Source organism: Mesorhizobium sp. M1312, from assembly GCF_040318115.1.
Taxonomy (GTDB): domain Bacteria; phylum Pseudomonadota; class Alphaproteobacteria; order Rhizobiales; family Rhizobiaceae; genus Mesorhizobium.
In genome coordinates, this window is record NZ_JAMYLQ010000017.1 from 21,021 (window position 1) to 36,390 (window position 15,370).

Annotated in this window: 14 protein-coding genes; 7 read left to right on the plus strand and 7 right to left on the minus strand. The window is 63.3% G+C overall.

The window, feature by feature from the left end; translation table 11 throughout:
• Positions 1–19 precede the first annotated feature (19 nt).
• The 3 genes from acuI to olsB all read left to right on the plus strand — a co-directional run bounded on the left by acuI (position 20) and on the right by olsB (position 4,462).
• Positions 20–1,009: an acrylyl-CoA reductase (NADPH) gene (acuI, locus tag NKH36_RS19730; protein ID WP_352961604.1), complete on the plus strand. Its 990-nt coding sequence runs from the start codon at positions 20–22 to the stop codon at positions 1,007–1,009.
• Positions 1,010–1,120: 111 nt separating this feature from the next.
• A complete protein-coding gene (locus NKH36_RS19735; protein WP_352961602.1) occupies positions 1,121–3,409 on the plus strand; it encodes a hybrid sensor histidine kinase/response regulator in 2,289 nt (762 codons plus the stop codon).
• Positions 3,410–3,586: 177 nt separating this feature from the next.
• Positions 3,587–4,462 carry a l-ornithine N(alpha)-acyltransferase gene (gene olsB / locus NKH36_RS19740; RefSeq protein ID WP_352961643.1) on the plus strand — a complete coding sequence of 292 codons (876 nt, stop codon included), beginning with the start codon at positions 3,587–3,589 and terminating at the stop codon, positions 4,460–4,462.
• Positions 4,463–4,564: 102 nt separating this feature from the next.
• On the opposite strand, the gene grpE is transcribed toward olsB, so the two are convergent.
• Positions 4,565–5,200: a nucleotide exchange factor GrpE gene (gene grpE, locus NKH36_RS19745; RefSeq protein ID WP_352961600.1), complete on the minus strand. Its 636-nt coding sequence runs from the start codon at positions 5,198–5,200 to the stop codon at positions 4,565–4,567.
• 238 nt (positions 5,201–5,438) lie between these two features.
• Between grpE and NKH36_RS19750 the strand changes: the two genes are divergently transcribed.
• Complete coding sequence (locus tag NKH36_RS19750; RefSeq protein WP_352952279.1) at positions 5,439–5,675, plus strand: hypothetical protein; 237 nt, start codon at positions 5,439–5,441, stop codon at positions 5,673–5,675.
• A gap of 137 nt (positions 5,676–5,812) precedes the next feature.
• On the plus strand, positions 5,813–6,835 hold the full coding sequence (locus NKH36_RS19755) for a fatty acid desaturase (protein WP_258122174.1): 1,023 nt from the start codon (positions 5,813–5,815) through the stop codon (positions 6,833–6,835).
• A gap of 146 nt (positions 6,836–6,981) precedes the next feature.
• Here NKH36_RS19755 and NKH36_RS19760 read toward each other — a convergent pair whose 3' ends face one another.
• The 6 genes from NKH36_RS19760 to cysG form a co-directional block, all read right to left on the minus strand.
• The gene (locus NKH36_RS19760) at positions 6,982–7,602 is read right to left on the minus strand and encodes a DJ-1/PfpI family protein (protein ID WP_352961598.1); all 621 of its coding nucleotides are present in this window, start codon (positions 7,600–7,602) and stop codon (positions 6,982–6,984) included.
• Positions 7,603–7,737: 135 nt separating this feature from the next.
• A complete protein-coding gene (locus NKH36_RS19765) occupies positions 7,738–8,274 on the minus strand; it encodes a DUF934 domain-containing protein (protein ID WP_352961596.1) in 537 nt (178 codons plus the stop codon).
• Positions 8,275–8,302: 28 nt separating this feature from the next.
• Complete coding sequence (locus NKH36_RS19770; protein WP_352961595.1) at positions 8,303–9,067, minus strand: phosphoadenylyl-sulfate reductase; 765 nt, start codon at positions 9,065–9,067, stop codon at positions 8,303–8,305.
• Positions 9,042–10,712, minus strand: a complete 1,671-nt coding sequence (locus NKH36_RS19775; protein ID WP_352961593.1) for a nitrite/sulfite reductase — start codon at positions 10,710–10,712, stop codon at positions 9,042–9,044. Before NKH36_RS19775 ends, NKH36_RS19770 begins: the two co-directional genes overlap by 26 nt.
• 46 nt (positions 10,713–10,758) lie before the next feature.
• The gene (locus NKH36_RS19780; RefSeq protein ID WP_352961591.1) at positions 10,759–11,064 is read right to left on the minus strand and encodes a DUF2849 domain-containing protein; all 306 of its coding nucleotides are present in this window, start codon (positions 11,062–11,064) and stop codon (positions 10,759–10,761) included.
• On the minus strand, positions 11,061–12,512 hold the full coding sequence (cysG, locus tag NKH36_RS19785) for a siroheme synthase CysG (protein WP_352961589.1): 1,452 nt from the start codon (positions 12,510–12,512) through the stop codon (positions 11,061–11,063). The genes NKH36_RS19780 and cysG overlap by 4 nt, the downstream gene beginning before the upstream one ends.
• A 391-nt stretch (positions 12,513–12,903) precedes the next feature.
• On the opposite strand from cysG, the gene NKH36_RS19790 reads away from it, so the two are divergent.
• Positions 12,904–13,353, plus strand: a complete 450-nt coding sequence (locus tag NKH36_RS19790) for a baeRF12 domain-containing protein (RefSeq protein WP_352961587.1) — start codon at positions 12,904–12,906, stop codon at positions 13,351–13,353.
• Between the two features lie 202 nt (positions 13,354–13,555).
• Positions 13,556–15,352 (plus strand): YbaL family putative K(+) efflux transporter, encoded by a 1,797-nt coding sequence (gene ybaL, locus NKH36_RS19795; protein ID WP_352961586.1) that lies wholly within the window; start codon positions 13,556–13,558, stop codon positions 15,350–15,352.
• The last annotated feature ends 18 nt before the right edge of the window (positions 15,353–15,370 follow it).

The window sequence follows — 15,370 nt, forward strand, 5'->3', positions numbered from 1 at the left end:
CAAAGCCCGAGGAGAAGACATGCCCGAAACCTTCAAAGCCATCCTCGTTTCCCGCGATGCCGAGAAGAAGCAGTCGGTCGCGGTGACCGACCTCACCGAAGCCGACCTGATGGAGGGCGATGTCACCGTCGCCGTCGAGGCAACGACGGTGAACTACAAGGACGGCCTCGCCATATCAGGCAACGCGCCGGTGATCCGCCGCTGGCCATTGGTACCGGGCATTGACTTCGCCGGCACCGTCGTCTCGTCTTCCCATGCCGACTGGCGCAAGGGGGACAAGGTCATATTGAATGGCTGGGGCGTCGGCGAAACGCATTTTGGCGCCTATGCCGAGCGTGCCCGTGTCAACGGCGACTGGCTGGTGCCGCTGCCTCAGGGCATGAGCGCGCATGATGCCATGGCGATCGGCACCGCCGGCTACACCGCCATGCTTTGCGTCATCGCGCTGGAACGGCACGGCATCGTGCCCGATCGCGGCCCGGTGGTAGTGACTGGCGCGGCCGGCGGCGTCGGCTCGGTCGCGGTCTCGATCCTGTCCAGCCTCGGCTATCATGTCATCGCCTCGACCGGCCGCAGCGCTGAAAGCCCCTACCTGATCGACCTCGGTGCTGCGGAAGTGATTTCGCGCGACGAGCTTGCCCAGCCGGCAAAGCCGCTCGCCAAGGAACGCTGGGCCGGCGGCGTCGATGCGGTCGGCAGTCACACGCTGGCCAACGTCCTTTCGATGACCTCCTATGGCGGCGCCGTCGCCGCCTGCGGCCTGGCAGGCGGCATGGATCTGCCGGCGAGCGTCGCCCCGTTCATCCTGCGCGGCGTTTGTCTGCTCGGCATCGATTCGGTGATGGCGCCGAAGCCGGTCCGCATGGAGGCGTGGCGCCGCATCGGCACGGACCTCGATCTCCAGAAGCTGGCCAGCCTGTCCACGACCATCGGCTTTGACGGCATCATCGACGCCGCGCACGACATCCTCGAGGGCAAGATCCGTGGCCGCGTAGTGGTGGATATGTGAGTTCTGGCGTCTGCCGTTTTGCACGAAAGAAAGACAAAAAACCGCGCGACCGATAAAATTCGAACGATCGGTCGCAATTTTCCATAATCTCTGTCTGGCAAGGGTTTCCGCATGGTCACGGAATCCGGCATCAGAGAAACGGAGAGCGCCGAAAACGTCGACGAGATCGGCCCGGAGGCGCCAAGACGGCAGCATATCGCAGCGCCGCCACTGGCGCCCGAACTGTCCGCCGCCAATCGCGAAGGCCTGCCGTTCCTGACGCTCGTCGCCATAGGCGTGCTGGCAGGTCTGTCGCATCTGACCGGAGCGCCGATCTTCATCACTTTCGGCCTTTTGGCGACTGGCATGGCCGGTCTCGCCGTGCATCTGCGTGCCAGGCGCAAGGAGCGTCGTACGGTTGCCCTCCTTGGCGAGACCGCAGCTCGCAGCCGCGCCGAGGTCGAGACCCTGGCCGACCGCATGTGGGAGATGCAGGAGAGCGAGGAACGCTTTCGCGGGCTGATCGACGCGCTTGGCGATCTCGTCGTCCACCGCGATCGTGACGGCCACATCGTCTATGCCAACAAGGTTTTCGCCGATCTTGTCGGAGCCGATCAGCGCGACCTTGCCGGCAGGACCCTTGCCGAACTCGGCATCGAGGTCGGCATCGTTCCCGATGCCGCTTTTTCCGACCACGAATGCCTGAGCTCCACCGACGTCGCCATTCGTACGCCGGCTGGCCCGCGCTGGTTCTCATGGATCGAACTGTCCGTGCGCGACAAGGAGAACGGCGGCGCCTCGCATCGCGCCATCGCCCGCGACATCACCGCCCGCAAGCACGCCGAATCGTCGCTGATCACCGCCCGTGAGCGAGCCGAATATGCAAGCCAGGCCAAATCGCGCTTCCTCGCCACCGTCAGCCACGAGATCCGCACGCCGATGAACGGCATCATGGGCATGGCCAGGCTGCTGGCGGACACCAATCTCTCGCCCGAACAACGGACCTATGTCGGCGCCGTCTCGACCTCGGCCAGCGCGCTGCTGGCGCTGATCGAGGATCTGCTCGACTATTCCAAGATCGAGGCCGGCCGCTTCGATCCCGAACCGCAGCCAATGTCGGTGCGCGAGATCGCCGACAACATCGTCGAACTCTTGGCCGCGCGCGCCTTCGCCAAGAATATCGGCCTTGGCTGCCACGTCGAACCCGACGTGCCGCAGATGATATCAGCCGATCCGGGAAGGGTCAGGCAGGTGCTGCTCAACCTGATCGGCAACGCGATCAAGTTCACCGACAGCGGCGGCGTATTGGTGAGCATCGCTCGTGCCCGCACCGAAACCACCGACCGCATATGCTTCACCGTCGCCGACACCGGTCCCGGCCTGCACGAGGACGATATGGAGCGCATCTTCGAGGAATTCGAACAGGCTGATGGCACGTCGACCCGCGCGCATGGCGGCGCCGGGCTCGGTCTTGCCATCTCCAAGCGCCTGGTGATCGCCATGGGCGGCACGATTTCGGTGTCGAGCCGCCTCGGCCAAGGCTCCGAGTTCGTCTTCGAAATCCCTGCAATAGCGGCCACCGAGCCGCCGCAGACCCGCCAGAATGCGCTGTCAGGGCGGCGCGCGGTGATACTGTCGAAGAACGCCATCGAGGCCGACGCCATCGCCCGCACCATCCGTGCCAATGGCGGCATGGTCGATCTGGCTGCGACCGCCGCCCAGGCAGCGTCCTTCGCAGAAGGCTGCGACGTACTTCTGGTTGATGCGGCCATGGAGGAGGGCGACGGCAGTTTGCTCAAGCGCCTTCGCCAGAGCGGCTTTGCCGATTGCGAGGCGATCACGCTGATCGCGCCGACCGACCGCGGCATGCTGGGCGAGTTCCGCGCCAGCGGCTACGCCACCTTCCTGGCACGGCCGGTTCGCGGCGAGACGTTGCTGCGCGTGCTTTTGACCAGCAGCGTGCCCGCCCTCACCCAGCCACAGCCGGAAAAGCCCGGCGCACCATCCGTCCGTGCCATTGGCGGCCGCAGGCAGGGGCTGTCCGTGCTGATCGCCGAGGATAACGACATCAACGCCATGCTTGCCCGTGCCACACTGCTAAAGGCCGGGCATCGCGTGAAAGTGGTCGGCAACGGCAAGGCCGCCGTCGAGGCCGTCACTGGTACGGGTCACAAGCACCGCTTCGACGTGGTGCTGATGGACCTGCACATGCCTGTCATGGACGGGCTGGACGCCATCGCCGCCATTCGCCGGCATGAGGAGGAAACCGCCGTGCCGCCGGTTCCGATCATGGTGCTTTCGGCGGACAGTCAGGAAAAGACCCGCCACGCCGTGCTCGCCCATGGTGCCAGCGGCTTCGTCACCAAGCCGCTCGACCCCGACGCGCTTGTCCATGCGGTCGAAGGCCAGGTGGCGGCGTGATCTGCCGAGCTGTCCTTCCAAGTTTCCCGGCGTAACATAGCCGGTTGAAGGATTACCCAGCCGACGAAGTATTGCCGGCAACGCCGTATCACGGTACTGTCACAATCCTGTTGCACCTACACCGTATCCCCGTGCCAAGAGGGATGGCTCGAAGGAGAATCACTCGTGCATACAGTTATGCCGGAATGTGACGCTCGGCCGAACGCCAGCGGTGCTTTGCTCACCGGGCGGAACGTCGATGCCGTCATAAAAGGCGAAGCGCTCGGCCGCATAGGCAACCTCGAAGTGCGGCTCGCCCGCAACGAGGCTGAGATCGCCGCCGCGCAGGAAGTGCGCTACCGGGTGTTCTATGACGAGCTTGGCGCCAGGAAGAACCTGTTCCAGGTGCAGGACCGCCGTGACGCCGACCATTTCGATCCGCTTTGTGATCATTTGCTCGTCTTCGACACCTCGCTGTCCGGTCCCGAGCATCGCCGCATTGTCGGCACCTACCGCCTGCTGCGGCAGGAAATCGCGGCAGCGGCCGGCGGCTTCTATTCCGAGGGCGAATTCGAGCTGACCAATCTTATCGCCCGCCACCCCGGCCAGCGTTTCCTCGAGCTCGGCCGCTCCTGCGTCTTGCCGGAATACCGCTCGAAGCGCACCATCGAGGCGCTCTGGCAGGGTATTTGGACCTATATCAACCATTACGGGATCGGCGTGATGACCGGTTGCGCTTCGTTCCACGGCACCGTGCCGGCGGCGCACGCCGAAGCGCTGACCTATCTCGCCCATCACTGCCGGACGAATTCGGCCTGGGACGTGCGCGCGGTCGCCGGGCGCTACTGTTCCATGGACTTGATGCCGATCGAGGCGGTCAACGCCAAGGCCGCGATCGCGGCGATGCCGCCGCTGGTCAAGGGCTATCTGCGCGTCGGCGCGCGCATCGGCGACGGCTGCGTCATTGACCGCGAATTCTCGACGGTCGACGTGTTCGTGGTGATGCCGGTCCAGGAGATCGGCGCCCGCTACGTCAACTATTATGGCGGGGAAGCCCAGCGTTTCGCGGCCTGAGTAGGGCAGTAGCGGGATAAGGCAGTAGGGGGAGAGAAGGCAACGGCCGGAGTAGGCAATTGCCCCACTTTACCGTACGTAGCGTTCCCCTATTCCCCTAACTTACGCATCCTTCTCAGCCTGCTCATTCACCGGCCCTGGCTCGACCGGCGCTTCGCTGGCGACATGCTTGGGTCCGCCTTTGGCAACGCCGACCATGGCCGGCCGCAGCACCCGCTCGCCGATCGAATAGCCTGGCTGCACGACCTGGACCACCGTGTTGGCGGGCACCTCCGGATTGGGTACCTCGAACATCGCCTGGTGGAAATTCGGGTCGAATTTCTCGCCTTCCGGCTCGAGCTTCTTCACCCCGTGCCGCTCCAGCGCCGATAGCATGGCGCGCTCGGTGAGCTCGACGCCCTCGATCAGCGCCTTGAAACCGGCATCGCCCGACGCCTTGGCCTCAGCCGGGATCGCATCCAGCGCACGGCGCAGATTGTCAGATACCGACAGCATGTCACGGGCGAAATTGGCAACCGCATAAGCACGCGCATCGTGCACGTCACGGGCGGTACGGCGGCGCAGATTCTCCATCTCGGCTGCGACGCGGAGCGCGCGGTCCTTCAACTCGTCGTTTTCCTTCAGAAGCCGCACAAGCGCTTCATAGTCGCCGTCGACGCTGCCTTCCGTGTGTTCGGTGGCAGCCCCGGTCGTCTCGGCTTCATCGGGCGCGCGTTCGTCTTTTGCCTGGTCGCTCATCGCCGTTTCCCGTCATTTCGAATGATGTGGATTTTGTGCCCGATATCGAGGTTTGGCGGCCAAAAATCAAGGGGCAAGCGATACTGAAGAGGCCGCTGGCGCTCTGACGGCGCATCATGAAGACCTTTCGATATTAATTCAAATTTTACTGTAACCGCCGGCTTTGCTTGCCAAGATGCTGCGATGGGGGAACCATTCGTCTGCTGGAAGAGTTTCGAAGCCGACACAGGATTTTGAGATGATGACCCGCAACAACGGCGACCATAACAAGAATAGCGCCCGCGCCAATGACGAAAGACGTGAAAGGCTCGCGGCCGGCATCAGGCGCCAGTTCGGCACCGAGGCAACGACGCGCTTTCTGCGTGCGCTGCCGGCGTTCCGGACGGAGAACGATATTCCCGATCGCTTCAGGGAATTGCTCGACCGCCTGGACGGCATCGAGAGCAGCGTAGCCGCCGGTGGCCACAGGCGGTAGACCAACACTTTCGTGCCGCCGGAACCCAAGCATGCCCTTCCACATTGCAGTACCTTGCGCATCGCGCGACATTTACGCGCAGTAACTTCGCGTGATGCCTGCCTTGCGGCGTCGGAATGGTCCGTCTATGCTTCCTGATGAACATGATTTCCCCCGAAGCTGTGGCGAACAGCAAACGTGCCTGGTTGAAAATCCTGGCGCGCTACAAGAAACCAGACAGGCGGCGCAGCGCCGTCGAACTTGCTATCACCCTCATCCCCTTTGCCACGCTGTGGGCACTGTCCTCGGCTGCCTATGCCCATGGTCATTGGTGGGGTCTGATCCTCATCCTTCCGGCCGCCGGCTTTCTGGTGCGGATCTTCATGATCCAGCACGATTGCGGCCACGGTTCCTTCTTCGCCAACCGCACCGCCGACGACTGGATCGGCCGCGGCCTGGGCATCCTGACCTTGACGCCCTACGATTGCTGGCGGCGTGCCCACGCAACCCATCACGCCAGCGCCGGCAATCTCGATGAGCGCGGCACGGGCGATATCAAGACGTTGACCGTCGCGGAATATCGGCAAATGTCCTGGCGGGGCCGCCTTGCCTATCGTCTCTATCGCCATCCGCTCGTCATGTTCGGCCTCGGCCCCATTTGGCTTTTCATCTTTGAGCAGAGACTGCCGGTCGGCATGATGCGAGGCGGCCTGACGCCCTGGGTGTCGTCAATGGCGACCAACGTGGCCATCGCGGTCGCCGCCGCCGCCCTCGTCTGGTTCGTCGGCCTCGAAGCGTTCCTGGTTGTCCATTTGCCCATTGTCGTTCTCGCCGGTTCCGCCGGCATCTGGTTGTTTTACGTCCAGCACCAATTCGAAGAGACTGAGTGGGCAAAGGACTCCGAATGGGAGTTTCAGCACGCGGCCCTGCACGGCTCGTCCTATTATGACCTGCCGCCGGTGCTGAACTGGTTCACCGGCAATATCGGCGTCCATCACGTGCACCACCTCTCCGCCAAGGTGCCGTGCTATCGGCTGCAGGAGGTCCTGAGGGACTATCCGGAACTGCGCGAAATCGGTCGCGTCACGCTTCTCGACAGCCTGCGCTGCGTCAAGCTGGCGCTGTGGGATGAGAGCCGCAGCAAGCTGGTGTCGTTTCGCGAAGCGCGGATGACTGCGTAAACGCATGACCCCGAAAATCGAAATCGATTTTCGGAGAGGATCATGCGTAGAATCAATGTGCTACAGCGTCCTTTGCGCGTCCAGAAAGGACGCGCGCCGCTGTAGAACAGCCTCACCACAGGAGCGGCGGTTTTCCAAGGCCTGGCTCAAGCCGCCTTGCGTTCGTCGCGCATCAGGATCTCGCCATGGTGGATCTCGGTGCCGAGCACTTTCAGGCATTCGCGCATGAAGGCGGCGAGGCCCGGCCAGCCCTTGGCCGATACCAGATTGCCGTCGACATGGGCGCCGGTCGGCGCGACATCGATGTAGGTGCCGCCGGCGAGCGTGACTTCCGGCTCGCAATACTGCAGCGCCGCGACTTCCCTGCCACGCAGCACGCCGTCGACCGCCATCAGGATCTGCGCGCCATGGCAGATGGTGAAGATCGGCTTGCCGGTCTCGTGGAAATGCCGCACCAGCGCCTGCACGCGCTTGTCGATACGGATATATTCCGGGCCGCGCCCGCCTGCCGCATAGACGGCATCGTATTCAGCCGGATTCACCTCGGAAAACGTCTTATTGAGAATGTAGTCGTGGCCGAGCTTTTCCGTATAGGTCTGGTGGCCCTCGAAATCATGCAGCGACGTCTTCAGGATATCGCCCGCCTTCTTGTCGGGGCACACGACATGGACAGTGTGGCCGACCGCATGCATGGCCTGTTCAAAGACGAAAATCTCGTATTCCTCGCTGAACTCTCCAACGAGCATCAATATCTTCTTACCAGCCATTCCGGTTCCTCCCTTGGTGGCGAATTTATTTCGGAACGCGAAATAATAAGCCTATCCTAATGGCAGGTCACCGAAAATAAAGACTGAATCTGCAAGGTGGTCCGACCAGATGCGGCGATCTGCTCTCGCAGGCGATCAGCCGGCGTGCACCCGCCGCCAGGAATATTTAGGGCCTTTGGCCTCCGGCTTCTCGGTCGGCTGATAATACAGCGGCAGACCGCCGGTGCGGCCTTCCTCGAGCCGTTTCAAAAGCACCGGATGCGACACTTCGAACTCGTCGAAGCCGAGGCGCAGCATATGCGGTAGCTGGTCGACCAGAACCTGCCCGGTGGCGCGAACCGCGCCCTCGAAATGGTAGCGGCTGCGCAGCAGTTCTCCCTTGGAGAAGGAACGGCCGTCACTGAAAGCCGGAAAGGCCAACGCGACCAGCGATATCTGGTCGAGCAGGTCTGCGATCCTTTCGAGCTGGTCGCCGGGCTGAAGCAGCACGCCAAGGCGTTCCTTCGCCGACCGGCGCACCGCTGGGTCGAGGTCGAGAAACGCCTGCAACGGCAGAATGAAGCGGCCATTTCCGGACAGTGCGTCGGCACTCTCGGCATGGCTCCACTCGTCCTCGCTAAAACCCGTCGGGGTCCAGAGGCGGGTAACAGTCTCTGGCGTCAGTTCGGTCATCGAAAATTCCTAACGCTCAAAAAAGATCCTAAAGCGATGCGTCGGTCAGCGAGTTTTCCAGCCCCGACAAATGGATGCCGCACTCGGTCTTGGCGTGCCCTGCCCAGCGGCCGCTGCGCGCGTCCTCGCCCGGTTGCACCGGTTGCGTGCATGGGAAGCAGCCTATCGACAAATAGCCATAGGCAACCAACGGATTTTCACGCAGCGCATGCGCGCGCATATAGTTGGCCTGGTCAGCGGTCGTCCAATGCGCCAGCGGATTGACGCGGATGCGAGAACCGACCGCCTCGAACACCGGAAGCGCTGCCCGCGTCGTGGCCTGAAAACGCTTGCGGCCGGTGAACCAGGCGCGGAACGGCTCGACGCCGCGCGCCAGCGGCTCGACCTTGCGGACGTCGCAGCAGGCGTCGGTGTCGGTCTCGTTCAGATTGCCGGTCGGATCGATCCGTTCGAGCGCCGCTTCGTCAGGCGTGATCACCCGGATGTCGGTCAGCCCGAAATCGGCAACGAGCGCGTCGCGATAGCCGAGCGTCTCGTCGAAATGCTTGCCGGTGTCGAGGAAGATCACCGGCAAACTCCGGTCGATCTTAGCGATCATGTGCAGCAGCACCGCCGAATCCGCGCCAAAGGACGAAACCGCGGCGATTTCGCCGCGAAAGAACTCCTGGGCCGACCGCTCGATGATCTCAAGCGGCTTCAGATGACCATAGAGCGCATCGAGCCCCGCCGCTTCGGCGGCGATGCCGGCCTCGACGTCGACGATCCGATCAAGCGGCCTTGGCTTCGCCAGCATAGAGCGCCTCCTTGAACGGCGCGGGACCGACACGGCGGTAGGCGTCGATGAATTTTTCGGTTCTGTCCAGTCGAAGCCCCAGATAGGTTTCGACGATCTGTTCGATGGCATCGGTGATCTCTGCCGAGCTGAAGCCGCGGCCGATGATCTCGCCGACCGAGGTGTTCTCGTCGGCCGAGCCGCCGAGCGTGACCTGGTAGAGTTCGGCGCCTTTCTTCTCGACCCCGAGGATGCCGATATGGCCGACATGGTGATGGCCGCAGGCGTTGATGCAGCCGGAAATCTTCAGTTTTAATTCGCCGATCTCGCGCTGCCGCTCGAGCGAAGCGAAGCGGCGCGAGATTTCCTGCGCCACCGGAATGGAGCGCGCCGTGGCCAGCGCGCAATAATCGAGGCCAGGGCACGAGATGATGTCTGATATCAGATTGGAATTGGCGGTCGCCAGTCCGATGTCGACCAGCGCGTCATAGACCGCCTTGAGGTCGGCGCGCGCGACATGCGGCAGGATCAGGTTTTGCTCATGGCTGACGCGCAGCTCGTTGAAGGCATATTTTTCGGCAAGGTCGGCGACCGCTTCCATCTGGCTGTCGGAGGCGTCGCCCGGCGCTTCGCCGATGCCCTTGAGCGAGATGGTCACCGCGGCATAGTCGGGATGGCGGTGGGTCACCACGTTCTGATCGAGCCATTCCGAAAAGCTCTTGGAATCGAGGCGGGCAAGCTTGACCGCCTCGTCGCCTTCCGGCCGGTCGGTCAAAGCCGGCGGGGCGAAATAGGCATCGATGGCGCGGATGTCGGCTTCCCGCAGCTTCAGATCCGCATCTTTCAGCTCCTGCCATTCGGCCTCGACCTGACGGGTGATCTCCTCGACACCGGTCTCGTGGACGAGGATCTTGATGCGCGCCTTGTATTTGTTGTCGCGGCGCCCGTAGAGGTTGTAAACGCGCAGGATCGCCGTGCAGTAGGACAGAAGGTCGGCCTCGGGCAGAAAATCGCGGATCTTCTTGGCGATCATCGGCGTACGGCCCTGGCCGCCGCCGACATAGACGGCAAAACCGAGTTCGCCGGCAGCGTTCTTCTTCAAATGCAGGCCGATGTCATGCGTCTGAATGGCGGCGCGGTCGCGCTCGGCACCGGTCACCGCGATTTTGAATTTTCTCGGCAGGAACGAGAATTCCGGATGCACCGACGACCATTGGCGCAGGATTTCCGCATATGGACGCGGATCGGCCACCTCGTCGGCGGCGGCACCGGCAAAGTGGTCGGCGGTGACGTTGCGGATGCAATTGCCGCTGGTCTGGATGGCGTGCATCTCCACACTCGCCAGATCGGCCAGGATCGCCGGAATATCCGACAGCGCCGGCCAGTTGAACTGGATGTTCTGGCGCGTCGTGAAATGGCCGTAGCCCTTGTCGTATTTGCGGGCGATGTGGCCGAGCATGCGCAGCTGCTTGCTGTTCAGCGTGCCGTAAGGCACCGCGATGCGCAGCATGTAAGCGTGCAATTGCAGGTAGACGCCGTTCATCAGCCTCAGCGGCCGGAACTGATCCTCGGTGATCTCGCCGGCAAGCCGCCGCGCGACCTGGTCGCTGAACTCGGCGACGCGGGCCTGGACGAAATCGTGATCGAACTCATCGTAACGGTACATGTCTGGTCTTTCCGGGCGCGTCCGCCCGTTTCATCAATGTGGTCGTTTACGCCGCCCGGGCGGCTTCCGGGCGCGCCTGCTTGCCCAGATCGTTGCGGTTGGTCGGGCCGGCGGCGCGGATCTTTTCGCGCAGCCGGACCGGCTCGACCACGCCATTGGCGACGGCCACGTCGATCAGATTAACATCGACCACTTCGTTGTTGGCATAGGCCGTGGCGCCAATCGCCTCCAGCCGGTCTTCAGCCGTCTTATCATGGGCGACATCGGCATTGTCGATGATCTCGGCCCAGCCGCCATTGGCGTACCAGACGGCTTCGCCGTCGGTCAGGCGGTTTGCGGTCAGAACTTTCATCGTTCAGCTCCTTCGACGGCTGTTTGGGCCGCGCCTTCATGCCTGTGTGCCGCGAGCGGCTCGGAACGTTCGAAGTTGGCGCCGGCGACCGCATCGCCGATGATCGTCATGACCGGGCCGGTAAGGTCGGCGCGGACCTCCAGCGACGGCAGGTCGGCAAGCGTGCCGTGGAACCGGCGGCGGTTGGCAAGGCTGGCATTCTCGACCACGGCGACCGCCGTATCCGGCGATAGGCCAGCCTCGATCAGCCGGCCGGCAACCTCGGCCGCGACTGAGCGGCCCATATAGACGGCGACTGTGGCGCCGGAAATGGCGAGCTTTGCCCAGTCGGGCAGCGAATTTCCCTTGAGGTCGTGGCCGGTGGTGAACACCATAGACGACGACACGCCGCGCAGCGTTAGTGGCAACTCGAAATCGGCGGCGGCGGCGAAAGCCGCGGTGACGCCCGGAACCACCTCATAGGCAATACCGGCATCGCGCAGCGCTGCCATTTCCTCGCCCGCGCGGCCGAACACCAGCGGATCACCGGATTTCAGCCGCACGACGCGTTTGCCGTCACGGCCGAGCTCGATCAGCAGCGCGTTGATCTCGGCCTGGCTCTTGGTATGGCAGCCCTTGCGTTTGCCCACCGGCAGACGCTCGGCGTCGCGGCGGCCCATGGCGATGATCGCCTCCGGCACCAGCGCGTCATGGACGATGACATCGGCTTCCATCAGCAAGCGGTGGGCGCGCAGCGTCAGCAGGTCTTCAGCGCCGGGGCCGGCTCCCACCAGGGCGATGTGACCCGATGCCGGCGCATTCGAAAGCAACAGGTCGACGGCGGCGTCATGTGCCTGCGAAAGCTGGCCGGCGTCCATGGCACGGGCCGGCGCGCCGCCGAAAAAGTCGTTCCAGAAGCGCCGGCGGGCATTGCCTTTCGGCAGCAATCTCTCGGCGGTGCCGCGCAACGAGGCGGCAAGCGAAGCAAGCGGCCCAAGCGACGGCGAAAGCGTGCGGTCGATGCGGCTGCGCAGCATCTGGGCAAGCACCGGGCCCGCCCCTTCGGTACCGATGGCAATGGCGACCGGCGCGCGGTTGACCAGCGCCGGGGTGAAGAAATCGCACAGCTCCGGCCGGTCGACGGCATTGACCGGAATGCCCAGCCGGCGCGCATCCTCTGCAACGCGCCGGTCGAGCGCCCCATTGCCGCTGGCGGCAAACACCATCACCGCGCCTTCGAGATGCGCGGCCTCATAGGCGGCAGCAATGTGGATGGCGCCATTCGCGGCGATGAAGGCCAGCAACTCGGGCTCGGCGGCATCGGCTATGATGCGCAGCACGGCGCTCGACTGGCCGATCAGCCGCGCCTTGGCCAGAGCCTCCTCGCCGCCGCCGACAACGGCCACGGCTTCGCCCTCGACCCGCATGAAGACGGGAAACGCGTTAAGCTTGGGGGTGGCCTGCGGCATGGCGAGTGGAATCCTGAATACGCTGTCAGTTCTACGCGCGGGAGCGAAAAAGCAGAAGGAAAGCACTCGCGCATCGCTTCGTGCGAAGCAATCGCTTTTCTGCAAGCACCAAAGGCAGGAGAAAAAAATTCCACACCCACGAGTGGAGCAGATCCAAGCCGCTGTTGCGAGCCTTGATCTGTGGCGGTTCTAGCAACAAGCGAAGTATATCGCAAAACACTTTTTCTAAATTCTACCAATCTAGTAGACTAAAGCTGCGATGCGCGAAACGCCGGAACATTCCTGCCTCAACGCGCGTTTGCCCTGCGAATCCGAGTCTGGCTGTTCAGCTGCGCAATGGCTCCAAAGACGGGCCTAGAAAACCATGAAAAACAGAAAAAAGGAGCGCTCCGTGACCAACCTAAAGCTGAAACGCGGACTGTGGATGGTGGTGGCCGATGGCGAGAAGGCACTGTTCCTCGAGAACCGTGGCGATACCCAATATCCCGATCTTCAGGTCGTGCAGGAGATGGAACAGGCAAATCCGGCGACGCGAGAGCAGGGCTCGGACCGCCCCGGCCGCTACAGCGACGGCCCTTCCGTCCACCGCAGCGCAGTCGAGGACACTGACTGGCATCGTCTCGGCAAGGAGCGTTTCGCCGACGAAATTGCCGAGCGGCTGTACAAGCTGGCGCACCGCGGCGCGTTCAAGGAAATGGTGCTGATCGCACCGCCGCAAGTGCTGGGCGACATGCGCCGAAAATTGCACAAGGAAGTTGCGGAGAAAATCACAGTGGAAATTCCAAAGACGCTGACCAACCACACCATCGTCGACATCGAGAACCTGCTGCAGGCGGCCTGATCGCTGGCATCAGGCGCGCAAGCCGTTTCTTTTTTGCAGCAACATTGCCAGCCTTGAGGCGGCTTGCCTTCTGCCATCCTTGTCATCGATTTCATGACGTTGTGGGTTGCCTCGCGGCCACCCAAACCCCCATATTGCCAAAGCGGCGGCTTTTTTGGCGACGCAATCCGACATCGTGATTTTGAAAGGCGCTCCATTGACCATGCCGCATGACACGCCCCTTATCGCCACCATCGTCGCCGGTCTGGGGCTGGCTTTCGTCTTCGGCGCAATTGCCAATCGCTTCCGCATCCCGCCGCTGGTCGGGTACCTCATCGCCGGCGTGCTGGTCGGGCCGAATACGCCGGGCTTCGTCGCCGATGCCGGCCTCGCCAATGAACTGGCCGAGATCGGCGTGATCCTTTTGATGTTTGGCGTCGGCCTGCATTTCTCGTTGAAGGATCTGTTGTCGGTCCGCGCCATAGCCGTGCCCGGCGCTATCGTGCAGATCGGCTTCGCGACAGCACTCGGCGCCGTTCTTGCCTGGATGCTCGGCTGGTCGATGGGCGCTGGGCTGGTGTTCGGGCTGGCGCTTTCCGTCGCCTCGACCGTGGTGCTGTTGCGCGCCTTGCAGGAACGGCGGCTGATCGAGACGGAGCGTGGCCGCATCGCCGTCGGCTGGCTGATCGTCGAGGACCTGGCGATGGTGCTGGCGTTGGTGCTTTTGCCGGCGTTGGCTGGCGTGCTGGGCGGCCAGCAGCAAGTTGAGACCCATAGCAGCCTGCTGTCGCTGCCGGCCAGCTACGGCATTTGGGGTGTCGTCGGCATCACGCTGGCCAAGGTCGCGGCCTTTGTCGTCGTCATGCTGGTGGTCGGGCGCCGGGTCATCCCCTGGATCCTGCACTACGTCGCCCATACCGGGTCGCGTGAATTATTTCGGCTGGCGGTGCTTGCCATCGCGCTCGGGGTCGCCTTCGGCGCGGCCAAGCTATTCGGCGTCTCACTGGCGCTGGGCGCTTTCTTCGCCGGCATGATCATGAGCGAGTCCGAACTCAGCCATCGGGCGGCCGAGGAATCGCTGCCGCTGCGCGACGCCTTTTCCGTGCTGTTCTTCGTTTCAGTCGGCATGCTGTTTGACCCGTTCAGCCTGATCAGCAACGGCTGGCCGGTCCTGGCGACACTGGCCATCATCGTCATCGGCAAATCGCTGGCCGCCTTCGCCATCGTCGTCGCCTTCCGCTATCCGATCCCGACTGCACTGATGATTTCGGCAAGTCTTGCCCAGATCGGTGAATTCTCGTTTATCCTGGCTGAGCTCGGCGTCGGACTGAAGCTGCTGCCAGAACAAGGACGCGACCTCATCCTCGCCGGTGCTATCCTGTCGATCGTCCTCAACCCGCTGATGTTCCTTGCCGTTGACCGGATGAAACCATGGCTGGAAAGGCGCGCCGGCAAGGCAGCATCGCTCGACGAGGCAAAGCCGATCGGCCCCGCGACGGAGCCAGGCCAGCTGGCTTCGGTGGCAGCACCGGTGAAAGAGGACGGCCCGCCGCCGAGGACGGCGCTTGCCGGCCATTCCATCCTGGTCGGCTATGGCCGTGTCGGCGGCCTCGTCGGCGCGTCATTGACGGAGGCCGCCCTGCCGTTCCTCGTCATTGAGGATGCCGACAAGACGCTGGCGAAGCTCAGGGACGACGGCATCGAAACCGTATCCGGCAATGCGGCGAACAGCGAGGTGTTCGCCGCAGCCAATCCCGAGGGCGCGAAGCGGCTGATCCTCGCCATCCCCAACGCCTTCGAGGCGGGACAGATCGTGCTGCGCGCCCGCGCCGCCAACCCGAAGATCAACGTCATTGCCCGCGCCCATTCCGATGCCGAGGTCGAGCATCTCAAGGGGCTCGGAGCCGACACCGTCATCATGGGTGAGCGCGAGATCGCGCGGGGCATCGTCGAAGTGGTGATCGGACATGCTTCGGCACCTGCGTTGCCGGTAAAGGCGGTCGAGAAGCCGGCGACGTAGCTCCGTTCAGTGGAGCGA